Raw genomic sequence first — 14,992 nt, 5'->3', positions numbered from 1 at the left:
ATCAGCGGTAACTGCCCTGCACCATGGCCCTGAGACTGCCGTGGTGCAGGATCAGTGTGTCCGGATCCGGGGGCAGGGACCGCTCACCGAAGTGGATCTGCCGGTACGCGATGCGCAGCATCACGATCGCGTGCCGCAGGGCCGCGTAGAGGGTGTGGAACTCCAGGTCCCGTGGCGTGTGGCCGGTGAGGCCGGCATAGCGCGCCACCACCCGGTCGCGCCGCAGGAACTCCGGCAGTCCCACCTGCCCGGAGGCGACGGTCAGGTCCTGGAAGAAGCGGTGCAGGTAGATGGTCCAGCCCAGGTCGACCTCGCGCGGGGCGAGGGCCGCCATCTCCCAGTCGAGTACGGCGGCGGGCTCGAACCCGTCGTAGACGATGTTGCCGATGCGGGCGTCGCCCCAGGTGAGCACGGGCGTGCCGGGCTCCTTCGGCCACAGCTCGGCGAGCCGGGCGAAGGCGTCCTCGATGAGGGGTGAGCGGGGCAGGCCGTCCACCACCCAGTCGTAGTAGGCGCGTTGGGCGTCGACATGGCGGTCCAGCATGTCCCCGTCGCCGGGCGGTGCGAGGAACTCGGCCTGAGTCACGGGGACTTGGTCGTGCAGCCGGGCCAGGACGCCGACGGTCGCGGCCTCCAGCCGCTCGCGTTCGGCGTCCGTCGCGGCGTGCAGCCAGTTGCCGGGGTAGGTGTACGGCATGACGTCGGGCGGGACCCGGCCCGCGACGCGCTCCATGACGAAGAACGGCGCCCCGAGCGGTTCGGGGTCCTCCTCCAGCCACAGCACCCGGGGCACGGGCACGTCCGTGTGGTCGGCCACCACGCGCAATGTGCGGAACTGGCGGGCCATGTCGTACTCCGGGAAGACGGTGTAGGCCGCCGGGTCCGCCGCCAGCCGCACCACGCAGGTGCGGCACGGGGGTTCGGGGTGTTCGATCTCGAAGAGCAGGGTCTCGCTGGACATGCCGTTGGCGGCGGGCAGGGTGACGTCGACCGCCCGTGCGCCGGGCAGCCGGGTGGCGAGCCAGGCGGACAGCCGCCGGGCGATCGCCTGCGGGTCGCGGGTGGTGGTGCGGGGCCGGGGTGCCGTGCTCATGGCCGGCCCCCCTGTGCGGCGACGGAGTCGAAGCCGGTGAACCCGCTCGGGTCGTGCCGGCCGAAGCAGCCGTGCTCGAAGATGCCGTACCCGATGCGCCCCTCAAACCGGAAGCGGGCGGCGTGGTCGGTGACGCCGTAGGCGGCCAGGGGGTGCGGGCGGGTGAGGTCGTAGGTGCGGGCGTCGCTCCAGCCAGGGCCGCGCCAGGTGCCGTGCTGCCAGTCGTCGGCGGGCGGGTAGCCGGCGCCGAGCGCGAGCGGCGAGGAGGTGAGGATCTCCACCTCGCACTCCAGCGGTTTGCGCGGGTCGCCCAGGTGGAGAACGGCCCGGTCGGGGTCGCGGGTGCCGGGCCGGTAGGTGATCTCGGCCTGGGGCCAGCCGAGTTGGCGGTCGCGCCGGCCGGGGCGGACCAGGGTGGCGTCGTTGAGGGAGCGGTATCCGTCGGCGTCCTCCTGGGTGATGACCATCAGGAAGCGGTCGTCGAAGCGGGCCGGGCTCCAGATCCAGTGGAACCCCTCGGTGGGGTGGTCCTGCGCGAGGCGCCCGCCGTCCTCGCCGGGCACCGGCCGCACCCCCCAGCTGCGGTCCCGCGTGCCGGTCCACTCCCCCGCCGTGACCCGGAACTCCTCCCCTGCCGCCCGGATCACGCCCTCCACCCCGCCGGCCTGGACGAACCGGCGCCCTTCGAGGATGAGCCGTCCGCCCCGGCGCTGCTCGTGCCGCGGCTCCCACAGCGCGGGGAAGTCACCGGTCCAGGTCAGGTCGTACGACAGTGACGGGTGAGCGCAGGTCAGGCGGAACCGCCGGAGGGGTTCGGCGACCTCGATGCGCAGGGGGCCGACGGCGAGCCGCATGCGGTCCTCGCCGAGAGCGTCACTGGCCCGCACGGCGTGCAGCACGTCGCCGGTGCGCAGCGTGGCGTAGGCGTCGATCACGCCCAGGTTGGGGTAGACGCCGAGCCCGGCGATCAGCAGGGCGCGGCCCTCGTGGTCGAGGACGTGGAAGATGCAGCGGTCGTAGGCGTTGCGGTCGCCGGTCGCGACGTGCCGCATCGACAGCGGCACCTGGTGCACCGGGTACTCGTCGAGCGGCACCGGACGGTCGTCGGGCATGACGCACCTCCCAGGACAAGGGATTTGACGGTACGTCAGATACGGCCGGGGGGTCCAGACGGGCGACGGCACCCCGCGGTACCGGAGAGCCCACCACAGCCGGCCGGGGGCCGCAGGCGCACGGCCTGAACGCACGCCCGATTCCGCGGGCCGGTGACCTGGCGGACCGTCGCGGCGTTGGCCCGGGTATGACTCCCTCCTCCGCGACGATCGGGCGTCAGCACGACCGCTTCGTACCGCCGCCGCCCGCAGAATCGCTTCCGCTGCCGCCGCCGCAGCAGCCCGACCCGCCCATCTACCGCGCGGTGCTGCGGGTGTGGGCGGAGGGCGGCCGCACCCTGCCGGGCCGCCACGACCCGGAGTGGGTCAGGCTGGCGGCCCCGCTGGTGCGGCCGGGCCAGTTCGGCGGGTTGCGCGGACCGGGCGAGCAGGGGCCGAGCGGGTCCCGGGGCCCGGGTGAGACAGGCGGCTCCTGGGGCCCGGGCGAATCAGGGCTCAGCGGGTCTCGGGGCCCGCGAGATGACGGGCGATGACCATCCGCTGGATCTGGTTGGTGCCCTCGACGATCTGCAGCACCTTGGCCTCGCGCATGAACCGCTCGGCCGGGAAGTCGGCGGTGTAGCCGTAGCCGCCGAGTATCTGCACGGCGTCGGTGGTGACCTTCATCGCCGTGTCCGTGCAGTGCAGCTTGGCCATGGCCGCCTGCTTGGCGAACGGCCGGCCGGCGTCCTTCAGCCGGGCCGCCGCCAGGTACAGCGCCCGGCCCGCCTCGATCTGGGTCGCCATGTCGGCGAGCATGAAGCGCAGCCCCTGGAAGTCGGCGATCGGCTTGCCGAACTGCCGGCGCTCGGTCGCGTACGTCACGGCCTCGTCCAGCGCCGCCTGGGCGAGCCCGATGGCGCAGGCCGCGATGCCCAGGCGCCCGGAGTCCAGCGCCGACAGGGCGATGGCGAAGCCCTGGCCCTCCTCGCCGAGACGCCGGTCGTCGCCGACCCGGACGCCGTCGAGGTGCACCTGGGCGGTGGGCGAGCCCTTCATGCCCATCTTCTTCTCGGGCGCCGCCGCGCTCAGCCCCTCGGCGTCGCCCGGCACCAGGAAGGCCGTGATCCCGCGCGGGCCCTCCTCGCCGGTGCGGGCCATGACTGTGTAGAAGTCGGCGATCCCGCCGTGCGTGATCCAGGCCTTGGTGCCGTCGATCACCCAGCCGTCGCCGTCCCGCACCGCCCTGGTGCGCAGCGAGGCCGCGTCCGAACCGGAGGCCGGCTCGGACAGGCAGTAGGCGCCGAGCAGCCCGCCGCCGAGCATCGCGGGCAGGTGCTCGACCTGCTGCTGCTTGGTGCCGTGGGTGGCCAGCGCGTAGGAGGCCAGGGTGTGCACGCTGACGCCGAGGCCGACGGTGAGGCGGGCCGCGGCCAGCTCCTCCAGGACCTGGAGGTAGACCTCGTAGGGCTGGTCGCCGCCGCCGTACTCGGAGTCGTAGGGCAGACCGAGCAGTCCGGACTCGGAGAGCAGGGAGAAGACCTCGCGCGGGAAGCGCCCGGCGTCCTCCTCCTCGGCCGCCTTCGGGGCGATCTCGCGCTGCGCTATGTCACGCACGAGCGAGATCAGATCCCGGGCCTCCTCGGTGGGCAGTAGACGGTCCACCGGCTGCGGGGCGCGGTCGGGCATGGCGACGCTCTCCTCCCTGTCGGGCACATCGGCGGATGTGCGCCTTGGGTGGGGCGGCTCCGCCGGGGTCTTCCGGATGCCGGTCGAAGGCGGGCGTTTCCGGGTCTCGGAGCGCTGCTGACCAGCGGCTGTGCGCTGTGAGTATGCCCGATCGGGAGGGCGGCGTCACCAGTTAACGACCGCTTACTTCAAGAAAAATCCACGACCCTGAAATTGGTCCGGTCCATTCAGCCGTCCCGGCGGGCGGGCTCGGGGGCCGGGTGGGCCGGGTCTATCTCCTCGATCGCGCGCAGGGCTCCGCCGAGCGTCTTCACCAGGAGCTCGCGCATGGTGTCGCGGGACAGCTGGGGCCGGTCGATCCAGTCGAGGGTGGCGCCCTCGACTCCGCACACCCAGGTCAGCAGGCCCATCCGGGCCGCCGGGGAGATGTCGGTGCGGCCGTAGGCGCCCTCGGCGATGGTGGCGATGATCGCCTCGCGCACCGAGTCACGGATCGCGTGCACCTCGGTGTCGAAGCCGACGCCACCGCTGACGATGGTGCGGTAGGCGGCCTGGTTCTGCTCGGCGTAGCGCAGATAGCCGTCGATGGTGCGGTGCACCCGGTCCACGGCGGGCAGCCGAGTGCCGCTCGCGGCGAAGGCGACGAGGTCGGCGACGGAGTCCTCGACGATGGCCAGGTAGTAGCCGCGCTTGGACTGGAAGTAGTAGTAGATCAGCCCCTTGGCGACATGCGCCTGGCGGGCGATGTCGTCCATCGACAGGGCGTCGTAGGGGATGTCGGCGAACAGCCGGCGTCCGATGGCGATCAGTTCGGCACGCCGTGCCAGTGAACGGTCCGTGCCGCGGGGTCTTCGACCGGTGACGGCAGCGGGCTGAGGGCTGAGGCTCAAGGTCGATCCCGGGTTCCTGCGGGCGGCGGGCATGCCGCAGTATGGCAGGTCGGGTGTGCCCCGGATCACGGCAGTCCGCGCTGCGAGAAAGCCCAGGCTCGTGGGCCCGCGCGGTGCGAGGAGGCCCTGGGCCGGGGCCCCGCGCCCTGCAAGGAGGCCCTGGGGTCGCGGCGACGCGCGCCGGCGGGAGAACCCTCAGATCACAGCAGTCCGAGCTGGGTGACGAGCATCGCGAGGACGGCGACGAGCACCCAGCCCAGCGCGTGCTCCAGGATTGTCGGGCCGTCTTCGCCGGGGCCGCCGGTGCGGGTGCGGTGGGCGGTGGCCGTGTGTGCGGTCATGGCGTCTCGCTGTGGTCGTACGTGCAGTGCGGTCCCCGCCGACCACCATGCCACCGCCGGGCCCTGCCGAGGCGGAGAGGTTGGTCACAGCGCGACGGCCCCCGGGCGCTCCGGGGGCCGTCGGGAACCCGCTCAGCTCACGCCCACCGCCGCGAGCGCCGCCCGCTGCCGGGGGGTCGGACGGGCCGGGAAGTACAGGTAGCAGACGCCGCCCGTACCCGAGACGACCTTGCCGGAGGCGTTGTACCGCTTGGTCCGCAGCCAGATGTTCTCCCACTCCCGCCGCAGGTAGACCCGCCGCACCGCCGCGTCGCTCGGCGAGGCCGGGTCGTTGGCGATCACATCTCCGTCGGCGGTGAAGCCGATCACGGTCATCAGATGCCCGGAGGTGCCGTAACCGGCGCCGGTCAGCTCGGTCTTGAGGAAGGACTGGGACGTTATGGCCGGGATACCGGCCGCGATCAGCGTCTCCAGTTCGGTGAGCGAGGCGAGCCGGGTGACCACGCCCTGCAGGTCCGGGAAGGTGGCCGCGTAGGCGGCGTTGAAGGGCCAGTTGCCGCAGCCGCCGTACTGGTGGTCGTAGGTGTACCGGGCCGCGTGGCACACCTGCGGGTCGGCGTACGAGGGGTCGACCCAGGCCAGCTGCTCCGGGGTGAGCCGGCCGCCCCAGTACTCGATGATCATCTGCGAGGAGGTGGGGCTGCACCAGGCCTCGCCCCCGTTGTCGTACTCCGGGTACTGCCCCTTGTGGATCTCCTGCGAGTACCGCGGGACGGTCAGCTCGCGGGCGAGGCCCGGAGTGGAGGCGGGCACCGTGAACCGGTCGGGGATGTCGGAGCCCATGGCCCCGATCCGCCACACCTTGGGCGTGGCCGTCAGTCCGGGACGGCGGTACAGGGTCAGCCGGAGCCGGTAGGAGACCAGGCGCAGACCGGAGGCGGGCGTGTCGATCGAGAACGTGTCGGTCCAGATGGTGCTCCTGCCGTCCGTCTGCCCGTCGACGGAGGTGCGCTTGATGTCCTGGTCGCCGGCCGCCCAGCGGCCCATGACGTACCAGGGTGTGTCGGTGCCGTCGGAGTAGGTGCCCCGCAGTTCGGTCTGGAGCCAGGTGCCGGCGGGGGTGCGGGCGTTCCAGGAGGCGATGACCTCGGTGGCCGGCACGGACAGCCGGTGCACCGGGGAGGTCCAGGTGGCGTACTCCCAGCGGGCGGTGGTGCCGGTGTGCGGGTCGGTGTAGTCGGTGGTGCCGGCCGGGGCGTCGATGACGAGACCGGGCCGGAGGCCGGCGACGGCCCGGGTGCCCTGGGCGGCACCGCCGCGCCAGTCGGTGTACGTGGTCCAGGACCGGTGGTCGATGGGCCGGGCCGGGGCCGGGGCCGGGGCGGCGAACGCGCCACCGGCGGAGAGGACCGGGCCGGCGCCCCCGGCGACGGCGGCGGTGACGGCGGCGGCCAGGAGGGTTCTGCGGGACGGCTGTTCGGCTCTGCTCATGGGCAGGAGACCCCCAGGGATGCGAGTCGGGGCAGGCGGGTCCGTGCGACAGTGGGCCCACTATGACCGCAGCGGGCGGCTCCTGCCAGCACCCGGCGGGCATGCCGCGGCACCAATATTGGTCCACACCCCTGGCATGACCTGGGCGGCAGCCCCCGTACACTCTCCCCGGCCCACCGCCCCCAGCCACCCGGGACCCCGATGCACGACCTGACCGCGCTCGCCGCCCGCCTACGGCGGCTGCCCCCGTCCTGCGGCCCGGTCCGCCTGGTCGGCGTCGACGGACACGCCGGGTCCGGGAAGTCGACGTTCGCGGGCCGCCTGGCGCGGGCCCTCGACGACGCCCCGGTCCTGCACCTGGACGACATAGCGAGCCATGACGAGCTGTTCGGCTGGACGGACCGCCTCCACAGCCAGGTGATCGAACCGTTCACCCGGGGCGAGACGGCGCACTACGCGCCCTACGACTGGCACACCCGCCGCTTCGGCACGCCGCGCCCCCTCCCGCCGGCGCCGGTCGTGCTCGTGGAGGGGGTCGGCGCGGGCCGCCGCGCCCTGCGCCCGCACCTGGCCCGCCTGCTGTGGCTGGACGTGCCGCGCGAGGAGGCCTGGGCGCGCGGTCGTGAGCGGGACGGAGCCGAACAGCGCGACTTCTGGAAAGGATGGGTCAAGGCGGAGGAAAGGCACTTCGCCGGCGACCCCTCCCGCCCGTACGCGCATCTTCTGGTACGGCAGTTGAGGGAGGGATATCAGATGCTCCCGGGACCAGCGGCGGCCGCCGCCGAACACCACGACATCACCCACAGTGACGACCCACCCGCAATGTGGTGAACCTGTGAAGACCCTTGCGCGGGAACTTGCCCGACTGTCTCAACTCCGCTTGACCGGCGGGCCGTACAGGACTTACGTTCTCAATGTGCGGCAATCGAAGCCGCCCCTTCCACGCGAAGCCCCCGGTTGTTCCCCCGTGACCGGGGGCTTCGTTCTGTCCTGACGGCCTCGCGCGGCCGCTGTGCGACGTGATCAGCTCACCCTCGGTGACCGCCCCCGATGCGCCCCCCGTCTGCCCCACCTCGCCAAACGGCCGGTGCCACACCCTTCGGCCGACCACTGACCCACGGGTACGATGCCCTCGGTGCGACCGGCGGACGCTGCTTCGCGCACCTGCAACTCCGGTCCGCGGCACAGCGGTTCCAACCAAGGCATCCGGCGGGGGCACGGTTTGTGGGGGACGTGATGGACTTCGGCACGCAGGGCCCCGAGCCCCCGGCCGACCTCGCCTGGCTGCGAGGCGTGGACGCCTACACCATGGGCGCCTACCCGCAGGCGGAGGAGGAGTTCCGCACCGCGGTGCGGATCGATCCCGGCATGGCCGACGGCTGGCTCGGCCTGCACGCGCTGCGCGTGGACACCACCACCGCCCTGCTGCGCATGTACCGGCACCGGGACCGCTTCGGCGAACAGCGCGCCCGGCACCGCCGCACCATCAACTCCTGGTACTGGCTGGGCTGGTGGGTGCAGCCGGTCCTGGAGACGCCCCGCGACCTGCTCCTGGCGCACGCCTCGCACTGGCTGGACGGCCGCCACGTCCCCGAACTGGACCGCGCGCTGGCGGACCTGCCGCCCGTGGACGCCGACCCGCAGGTCCGCTTCCTGCACGCCTGCCGCGCCTACCTGGTCAAGGACTGGGACCAACTGGTCCGCCACACCGACCCCCTGCTGGACGACCCCCTCCTCGGCATCGAGGCCGGCCTGTTCGGCGGCATGGCCAGAGTCCGCCTGGAAATGTACGGCCAGGCCGAACCCCTGCTGTCGACGGCCCTGATGCGCTGCCGCAGCGAACAGCCCCAGCGCAAGGAGCTGCGGTACTGGCTGGCCCGGGCCCACGAGGGCACCGGCCGCTCGGCGGCCGCACTTCCGCTCTACCGAGCCGTGCACCGCGTCGACCCGGCGTTCATGGACACCTCGGCCCGGCTCGCGGCGATCGCCGAGGGCGACGGCTACGACGTCACCACCGACCTGGCCGCGGTCACCCTCACCGGCACCGGCCAGGACGGCGTCGACGGCCCCGATGGCCTGGACCCGCTCTTCGGCACCGAGGGCCGCGACCTGAAACTCACCGACCCGAACCCGCCGCCGACGCCGCCGCTCGCCACCAACCCGTCGGTACGCGAGAAGACGGGCGCCCCGCTGTCCCAGCTGCCGGCCGGCCCCACCGACCCCGGGTTACTCGAAGAGGCGCTCGCCGAACTGGAGCGCATGGTGGGCCTGGAGCCCGTGAAACGCCAAGTCAAAGCCCTCTCCGCGCAGTTGAACATGGCCCGGCTGCGCGCCGGCCAGGGTCTGCCGGTCCAGCCGCCCAAGCGGCACTTCGTCTTCTCCGGCCCCTCGGGCACCGGCAAGACCACCGTCGCCCGTATCCTCGGCCGCGTGTTCTACGCCCTCGGCCTGCTCGGCGGCGACCACCTGGTGGAGGCCCAGCGGGCGGACCTGGTGGGCGAATACCTCGGCCAGACGGCCGTCAAGGCCAACGAACTGATCGACTCGGCCCTCGGCGGGGTCCTCTTCGTCGACGAGGCCTACTCCCTCTCCAACTCCGGCTACGGCAAGGGCGACGCCTACGGTGACGAAGCGCTCCAGGTGCTGCTGAAGCGGGCCGAGGACAACCGGGACCACCTCGTCGTCATCCTCGCGGGTTACCCGGAGGGCATGGACCGCCTCCTCGCCGCGAACCCCGGCCTGTCCTCCCGCTTCACGACCCGGGTCGACTTCCCCTCCTACCGCCCGCTCGAACTCACCGAGATCGGCAAGGTCCTCGCCGCGGACAACGGTGACCTCTGGGACGACGAGGCCCTCGACGAGCTGCGCTCGATCGCCGGGCACGTGGTCGACCAGGGGTGGATCGACGAACTGGGCAACGGCCGGTTCCTGCGCACCCTGTACGAGAAGAGCTGCGCGTACCGCGACCTACGGCTGTCGACGTACCCCGGCCCCCTGTCCCGCGACGACCTGGCGACCCTCCGCCTCCCCGACCTCATGCAGGCCTACGGCGAGGTCCTCTCAGGCCGAGGCCCCCAGGACCCATCTTCCCTGTGACCGGCGCTGCGGCGAGCCGGGGGTGGTCACGCTCGCCGGCGCTGGCAAGGTGCCGCTGCCCCCACCCGTGCCGCCCTGGGGGCACCTCCCAGGCCCTTAAGGCACTGGGGGAGGCACGACTGCCCGCAGCTACGGAATGGGACAGCCGCCGACGGCGGGAAGGGGCCGGGGTGGGGGTGTCCGCCCGCAGCGGCCGGCACCGCCGACCCTCACCGCGTCGGAGACAGCGGGCCGGACCGAGGACGGATACCCCCCACCCCGGCCCCGACCCACAAACCGGCCGGAGGCGCTACGCACGCCACGACGCGACCGCGACGGGCCGCCGCAGGCATGAAAGGGGCGCGGGGAACTGCGCGACCAGCCACAACGAGCCCGCAGACGAGACACGACCCCCGCGCCGCAGGCACCCGCGGACGAACAAACCACCTACGACGCCAGCACCTGCTCCGGCGAAGCCCGGTGCGCCGGATCCCGCACCTCCCCCACCAGCAGCTCCAGCACATCCTCCAGCGCCACCAGCCCCAGCACCTTCCCCGACGCATCCGCCACCTGCGCCAGATGCGTGGCCGCCCGCCGCATCACCGTCAGCGCATCATCCAGCGGCAGCTCCGAACGCAGCGTCGTCATAGGCCGCCACACCTGCTGCGGCACCGCCCGCTCGGAGTCCTCAAGATCGAGGACGTCCTTGACATGGACGTACCCCATGAACGCGGACCCGCTCTCCGCCGCGACCGGGAACCGCGAGTACCCCGTCCGAGCCGTCAGCTCGACGATCTGCCCCGGCGTCACCGACGGCGGCACCGTCACCAGGGACTCCCGCTTCAGCAGCACGTCCGTCACCGGCCGCGACCCCAGCTCCAGCGCGTCCTCCAGCCGCTCCTGCTCCTCCGGGTCCAGCAGCCCCGCCTGCCCGGAGTCCTCGACCAGCCGGTTCAGCTGCTCGCTGGTGAACACCGCCTCGACCTCGTCCTTCGGCTCCACCCGGAACAACCGCAGGATGCCCTTCGCACAGGCCCCCAGCGCCACCGTGATCGGCTTGCACACCCGCGCGAACGCGACCAGCCCCGGACTCAGCCACAGCGCGGCCTTCTCCGGCGCCGCCATCGCCAGGTTCTTCGGGACCATCTCCCCGATCACCAGGTGGAAGAAGACCACCGCCGCCAGGGCGATGACGTACCCCAGCGGATGCACCATGCTCTCCGGCAGCCGCAGCCACGAGAACACCGGCTCCAGCAGATGCGCGACCGTCGGCTCGGCCACCGCACCCAGCGTCAGCGAGCACACCGTGATCCCGAACTGCGCCGCAGCCATCATCTGCGGCAGATGCTCCAGCCCGTACAGCACCTGCCGCGCCCGGGCCGTCCCGAGCGGCTCGATCTGACTGCGCCGTACGGAGACCAGCGCGAACTCCGCGCCCACGAAGAACCCGTTGGCGAGCACGAGGACCGCCGCGAAGACCAACTGGAGAACGCTCATCGCGCGGCCTCCATCACATTGACCACCGGCGCCGTACGCACCAGCCGTACCCGCTCGGCCCGGTAGTGCCCCACCTGCCGCACCGACAGCCGCCACCCGGGCAGCTCGGCGCGGTCACCCGGCGCCGGAATCCGCCCGAGCAGATCGGCCACCAGCCCGGCGACGGTCTCGTACGGACCCTCGGGCGCCTCGAAGCCGACCCGCCGCAGCACGTCGACCCGGCAGCTGCCGTCCACGTCCCACGCGGGCCTGCCGTCCTCCGCCGGCGCGGGCGCCAGCTCCGGCAGATCGTGCACGTCGTGCTCGTCGCGCACCTCGCCGACCAGCTCCTCGACGATGTCCTCCAGGGTGACCACCCCGGCCGTGCCGCCGTACTCGTCGACGACCACGGCGATCGGCTGCTCGCTGCGCAGCCGGGTCAGCAGCGGCTGCACCGGCAGCGTCTCCGGCACCAGCAGCGCGGGCCGGGCGATCCGGCTGACCGGCGTCCGCAGCCGCTCGTGCACCGGCACGGCCAGCGCGTCCTTCAGATGCGCCATGCCGACGATCTCGTCGATCTTCTCCCGGTAGACGGGGAACCGCGACAGACCGGTCGCCCGGGTCAGGTTCACCACGTCCTCCGCGGTCGCCGACGCCTGCAGCGCGCTCACCTTCACCCGCGGTGTCATCACGTGCTGTGCGGTCAGCTCACCGAGCGACAGGGTCCGCACGAACAGATCGGCGGTGTCCTGCTCCAGCGCCCCGGCCTGCGCGGAGTGTCGGGCCAGCGAGACCAGCTCACCGGGGGTCCGGGCGGAGGCCAGCTCCTCGGCCGGCTCCACGCCGAGCGCCCGCACGAGCCGGTTGGCGACGGCGTTCAGCGCGGCGATCACCGGCCGGAAGAGGCGGGAGAACACATGCTGCGGGCCGGCGACGAACCGCGCGACCTGCAGCGGGCGCGAGACGGCCCAGTTCTTCGGGACCAGCTCGCCGATCACCATCTGGACGGCGGAGGCGAGCAGCATGCCCACCACGACGGCGACCCCGGAGACCGCGCCCTCGGGAATGCCGATCGCGGTGAAGGGGCCGCGCAGCAGCTCGGCCAGCGCCGGTTCGGCGAGCATGCCGACGACGAGGGAGGTGATGGTGATGCCGAGCTGGGTGCCGGACAGCTGGAAGGACAGTTCCTTCAGGGACGCGACGACCGTGCGGGCGCGCTTGTCGCCCTCGGCCGCGGCCTTCTCCGCCTCCGGGCGCTCCACGGTGACCAGGCCGAACTCGGCGGCCACGAAGAATCCGTTGGCGAGGATCAGCAGGAACGCGGCTGCCAGGAGCAGCAAGGGGATGGTCATGATGCCGCCGCCTCCGAGTGGCCGCGGCACGGGGCCGCGGTATGTCGGCTGGGGGCGGCGCAGGTACTACAGGACGATCCGTCCATCGCCGGAGAGGGTCACTCCTCGGGTAGCAGGTGCCCCGGGCGCCGGGCGGCGCACAGGGGCGGGGGCGCAGCGAAAACGCCTCCGCCCCCCAGATTAATCAAGACTGCGGGCGGTACGGCAGGGTGGACGCCCCCGACTTCAGCCCTGACGTTCCCCGGATTCGCCCGGAGCGGGCCGGCCGGGGCCGTCGGGGTCGGCGATCGAGCGGGCCTCGACCAGCGCCCGCAGGGTGTTCGCGTCGGCGATGGCGCGCTGCTTGTTGATGCCGGGCTGGATGCCCAGCGCGGGCAGGCTGGTGCCGTCGCTGAGGTTGAGGAACACCCAGGGGTCGCCGGCCCGCAGGTTCACCTTGAGGATCTCCGCCCACTCCAGCCGGCGGGTGCTGGCGAAGTTGACGACGGTGACCCCGGAGTCGTCGGCGACGACCTTGGGCCGGGACAGCCAGACGAGCACGCCGAAGAGCAGCGCCCCGGTGAAGACGAAGCTGAGCTTCTCCCCCGGGCTGAGCTGCTCCAGCAGCAGCGCGACCGCCGAGATCACGACGAAGATCACGACCCCGGCGGAGAGCAGGACCACCCGGGTGCGGGCGGGCCGGAAGGTGACGGGAAGCGTAGGCAGATCGGACATCTCAGGAAGATCCCACAGAGGCGACGCGTCGGCTCAGAGGCGGCAGGCGTGGATGGCCGTGGTCAGGATGGCCCGCGCTCCGATGGCGTACAGGTCGTCCATGATCCGCTGGGCCTCCTTGGTCGGCACCATGGCGCGGACGGCGACCCAGCCCTCGTTGTGCAGCGGGGAGACGGTCGGGCCCTCCAGGCCGGGCGTGATCGCCACGGCCGCCTCCAGGTGCTCGGCGCGGATGTCGTAGTCCATCATCACGTAGGTCCGGGCCACCAGGACGCCCTGCAGCCGGCGCAGGAACTGCTGCACCTTGGGCTCCTCGACGTCGGCGCCGGTGCGGCGGATGACGACGGCCTCGGACTTCATGATCGGCTCGCCGAAGACCTCCAGGCCCGCGTTGCGCAGCGAGGTGCCGGTCTCGACGACGTCGGCGATGACCTCGGCGACGCCCAGCTCGATGGCGGTCTCGACGGCGCCGTCGAGGTGGACGACGGAGGCGTCGATGCCGTTGTCGGCGAGGTGCTTGGCGACGATGCCCTCGTAGGAGGTGGCGACCGTCTTGCCCTTGAGGCCGTCCAGGTCCGTGACGGTGCCCGGCTTGCTGGCGTAGCGGAAGGTGGAGCGGGCGAAGCCGAGCGGGAGGATCTCCTCGGCCTCGGCGGCGGAGTCGATCAGCAGGTCGCGGCCGGTGATGCCGATGTCGAGCTGACCGGAGGAGACGTAGATCGCGATGTCGCGGGGCCGCAGGTAGAAGAACTCGACGTCGTTCTCCGGGTCCACGATCCGCAGCTCTTTGGACTCGCGGCGCTGCTGGTAGCCGGCCTCATGCAGCATGTCCGCCGCAGGGCCGGAGAGTGAACCCTTGTTGGGGACGGCGATGCGCAGCATGAGGTCGGCTTCCTTTGCGTGAAGGGGTGGTGGTGTGCGGAGCTGTTCGGCTTACAGGTGGGCGTAGACGTCGTCGAGGGAGATGCCGCGGGCGACCATCATCACCTGGACGTGGTACAGCAGCTGGGAGATCTCCTCGGCAGCCGCCTCCTTGCCCTCGTACTCGGCGGCCATCCAGACCTCGGCGGCCTCCTCGACGACCTTCTTGCCGATGGCATGGACGCCCTTGCCCACCAGTTCGGCGGTGCGGGAGGTGGCGGGATCGCCGTTGGCGGCCTTGTGCTGAAGCTCGGTGAAGAGCTCCTCGAACGTCTTCTTGGACATGGTGGTCCTCACCCTACGCTGTTCCGCCGACTCCCTAGTGCCAGGGTTCGGATACTGAACGCAGGGTGGCCGCGGTCGCCAGCGCCGCCGTCACCGCCTCGTGCCCCTTGTCCTCGCTGGAGCCCTCCAGGCCGGCCCGGTCCAGGGCCTGCTCGTCGTTGTCGCACGTGAGCACGCCGAAGCCGACGGGCACGCCGGTGGTGACCGAGACCTGGGTCAGGCCCTGGGTGACGCCCTGGCACACGTAGTCGAAGTGCGGGGTGCCGCCGCGGATGACGACGCCGAGGGCGACGACCGCGTCGTAGCCGCGCTCGGCCATCGCCTTGGCCGCCACCGGCAGCTCCCAGCTGCCGGGGACCCTGAGCAGGGTCGGCTCGTCGATACCCACCTCGTGCAGGGCACGCAGGGCGCCGTCCACCAGACCGTCCATCACCTTCTCGTGCCACTGCGCCGCGATGACGGCGACCCGCAGGTCACCCACATTGCGTACGGTCAGCTCCGGTGCGCCCTTGCCGCTCACGTGTCTCCTCGGTGCTCTGTGTTGCTGGTGCTCTGTGTTGCTGGTGCTCTGTGT

The 14,992-nt window shown here is 72.3% G+C and carries 14 protein-coding genes; 2 read left to right on the top strand and 12 right to left on the bottom strand.

Features of this window, described 5'->3' with window-relative positions:
* Nucleotide 1: 1 nt before the first annotated feature.
* From C3489_RS07565 to C3489_RS07535, 6 genes are all read right to left on the bottom strand, one after another.
* Nucleotides 2–1,093 carry a phosphotransferase family protein gene (locus C3489_RS07565; RefSeq protein ID WP_103780984.1) on the bottom strand — a complete coding sequence of 364 codons (1,092 nt, stop codon included), beginning with the start codon at nt 1,091–1,093 and terminating at the stop codon, nt 2–4.
* Nucleotides 1,090–2,205 (bottom strand): hypothetical protein, encoded by a 1,116-nt coding sequence (locus C3489_RS07560; protein ID WP_103780983.1) that lies wholly within the window; start codon nt 2,203–2,205, stop codon nt 1,090–1,092. Before C3489_RS07560 ends, C3489_RS07565 begins: the two co-directional genes overlap by 4 nt.
* 495 nt (nt 2,206–2,700) lie before the next feature.
* Nucleotides 2,701–3,873, bottom strand: coding sequence for an acyl-CoA dehydrogenase family protein (locus C3489_RS07550; protein ID WP_103780981.1), 1,173 nt, complete (start codon nt 3,871–3,873; stop codon nt 2,701–2,703).
* Nucleotides 3,874–4,100: 227 nt separating this feature from the next.
* Nucleotides 4,101–4,763, bottom strand: coding sequence for a TetR/AcrR family transcriptional regulator (locus tag C3489_RS07545; RefSeq protein ID WP_103780980.1), 663 nt, complete (start codon nt 4,761–4,763; stop codon nt 4,101–4,103).
* Nucleotides 4,764–4,963: 200 nt separating this feature from the next.
* Nucleotides 4,964–5,104, bottom strand: coding sequence for an SCO1431 family membrane protein (locus C3489_RS07540; RefSeq protein WP_103780979.1), 141 nt, complete (start codon nt 5,102–5,104; stop codon nt 4,964–4,966).
* A 132-nt stretch (nt 5,105–5,236) separates the two neighbouring features.
* The gene (locus C3489_RS07535) at nt 5,237–6,595 is read right to left on the bottom strand and encodes a peptidase C39 family protein (protein WP_103780978.1); all 1,359 of its coding nucleotides are present in this window, start codon (nt 6,593–6,595) and stop codon (nt 5,237–5,239) included.
* A 201-nt stretch (nt 6,596–6,796) separates the two neighbouring features.
* On the opposite strand from C3489_RS07535, the gene C3489_RS07530 reads away from it, so the two are divergent.
* Together C3489_RS07530 and C3489_RS07525 are read left to right on the top strand one after the other, a co-directional pair.
* Nucleotides 6,797–7,426 (top strand): uridine kinase, encoded by a 630-nt coding sequence (locus C3489_RS07530; RefSeq protein WP_103780977.1) that lies wholly within the window; start codon nt 6,797–6,799, stop codon nt 7,424–7,426.
* Nucleotides 7,427–7,831: 405 nt separating this feature from the next.
* Nucleotides 7,832–9,691: an AAA family ATPase gene (locus C3489_RS07525; protein WP_103780976.1), complete on the top strand. Its 1,860-nt coding sequence runs from the start codon at nt 7,832–7,834 to the stop codon at nt 9,689–9,691.
* Nucleotides 9,692–10,117: 426 nt separating this feature from the next.
* Here the strand turns inward: C3489_RS07525 and C3489_RS07520 are convergent, their stop codons facing one another.
* From C3489_RS07520 to ribH, 6 genes are all read right to left on the bottom strand, one after another.
* Nucleotides 10,118–11,167, bottom strand: a complete 1,050-nt coding sequence (locus C3489_RS07520) for a hemolysin family protein (RefSeq protein ID WP_103780975.1) — start codon at nt 11,165–11,167, stop codon at nt 10,118–10,120.
* Nucleotides 11,164–12,498, bottom strand: a complete 1,335-nt coding sequence (locus C3489_RS07515) for a hemolysin family protein (RefSeq protein WP_103780974.1) — start codon at nt 12,496–12,498, stop codon at nt 11,164–11,166. Before C3489_RS07515 ends, C3489_RS07520 begins: the two co-directional genes overlap by 4 nt.
* 225 nt (nt 12,499–12,723) lie before the next feature.
* A complete protein-coding gene (locus C3489_RS07510) occupies nt 12,724–13,212 on the bottom strand; it encodes a PH domain-containing protein (protein ID WP_103780973.1) in 489 nt (162 codons plus the stop codon).
* A gap of 33 nt (nt 13,213–13,245) precedes the next feature.
* Nucleotides 13,246–14,094: an ATP phosphoribosyltransferase gene (gene hisG / locus C3489_RS07505; RefSeq protein ID WP_103780972.1), complete on the bottom strand. Its 849-nt coding sequence runs from the start codon at nt 14,092–14,094 to the stop codon at nt 13,246–13,248.
* A 51-nt stretch (nt 14,095–14,145) separates the two neighbouring features.
* Complete coding sequence (locus C3489_RS07500) at nt 14,146–14,418, bottom strand: phosphoribosyl-ATP diphosphatase (protein WP_031486114.1); 273 nt, start codon at nt 14,416–14,418, stop codon at nt 14,146–14,148.
* A 34-nt stretch (nt 14,419–14,452) separates the two neighbouring features.
* Nucleotides 14,453–14,938 (bottom strand): 6,7-dimethyl-8-ribityllumazine synthase, encoded by a 486-nt coding sequence (gene ribH, locus C3489_RS07495; RefSeq protein ID WP_103780971.1) that lies wholly within the window; start codon nt 14,936–14,938, stop codon nt 14,453–14,455.
* Nucleotides 14,939–14,992: the final 54 nt, after the last annotated feature.

The sequence above is a fragment of the Streptomyces sp. Ru71 genome, assembly GCF_002920535.1.
Lineage (GTDB): Bacteria > Actinomycetota > Actinomycetes > Streptomycetales > Streptomycetaceae > Streptomyces.
Note: the sequence above shows the minus strand (reverse complement) of the source record. Positions and strands in the feature narration are given on the sequence as shown.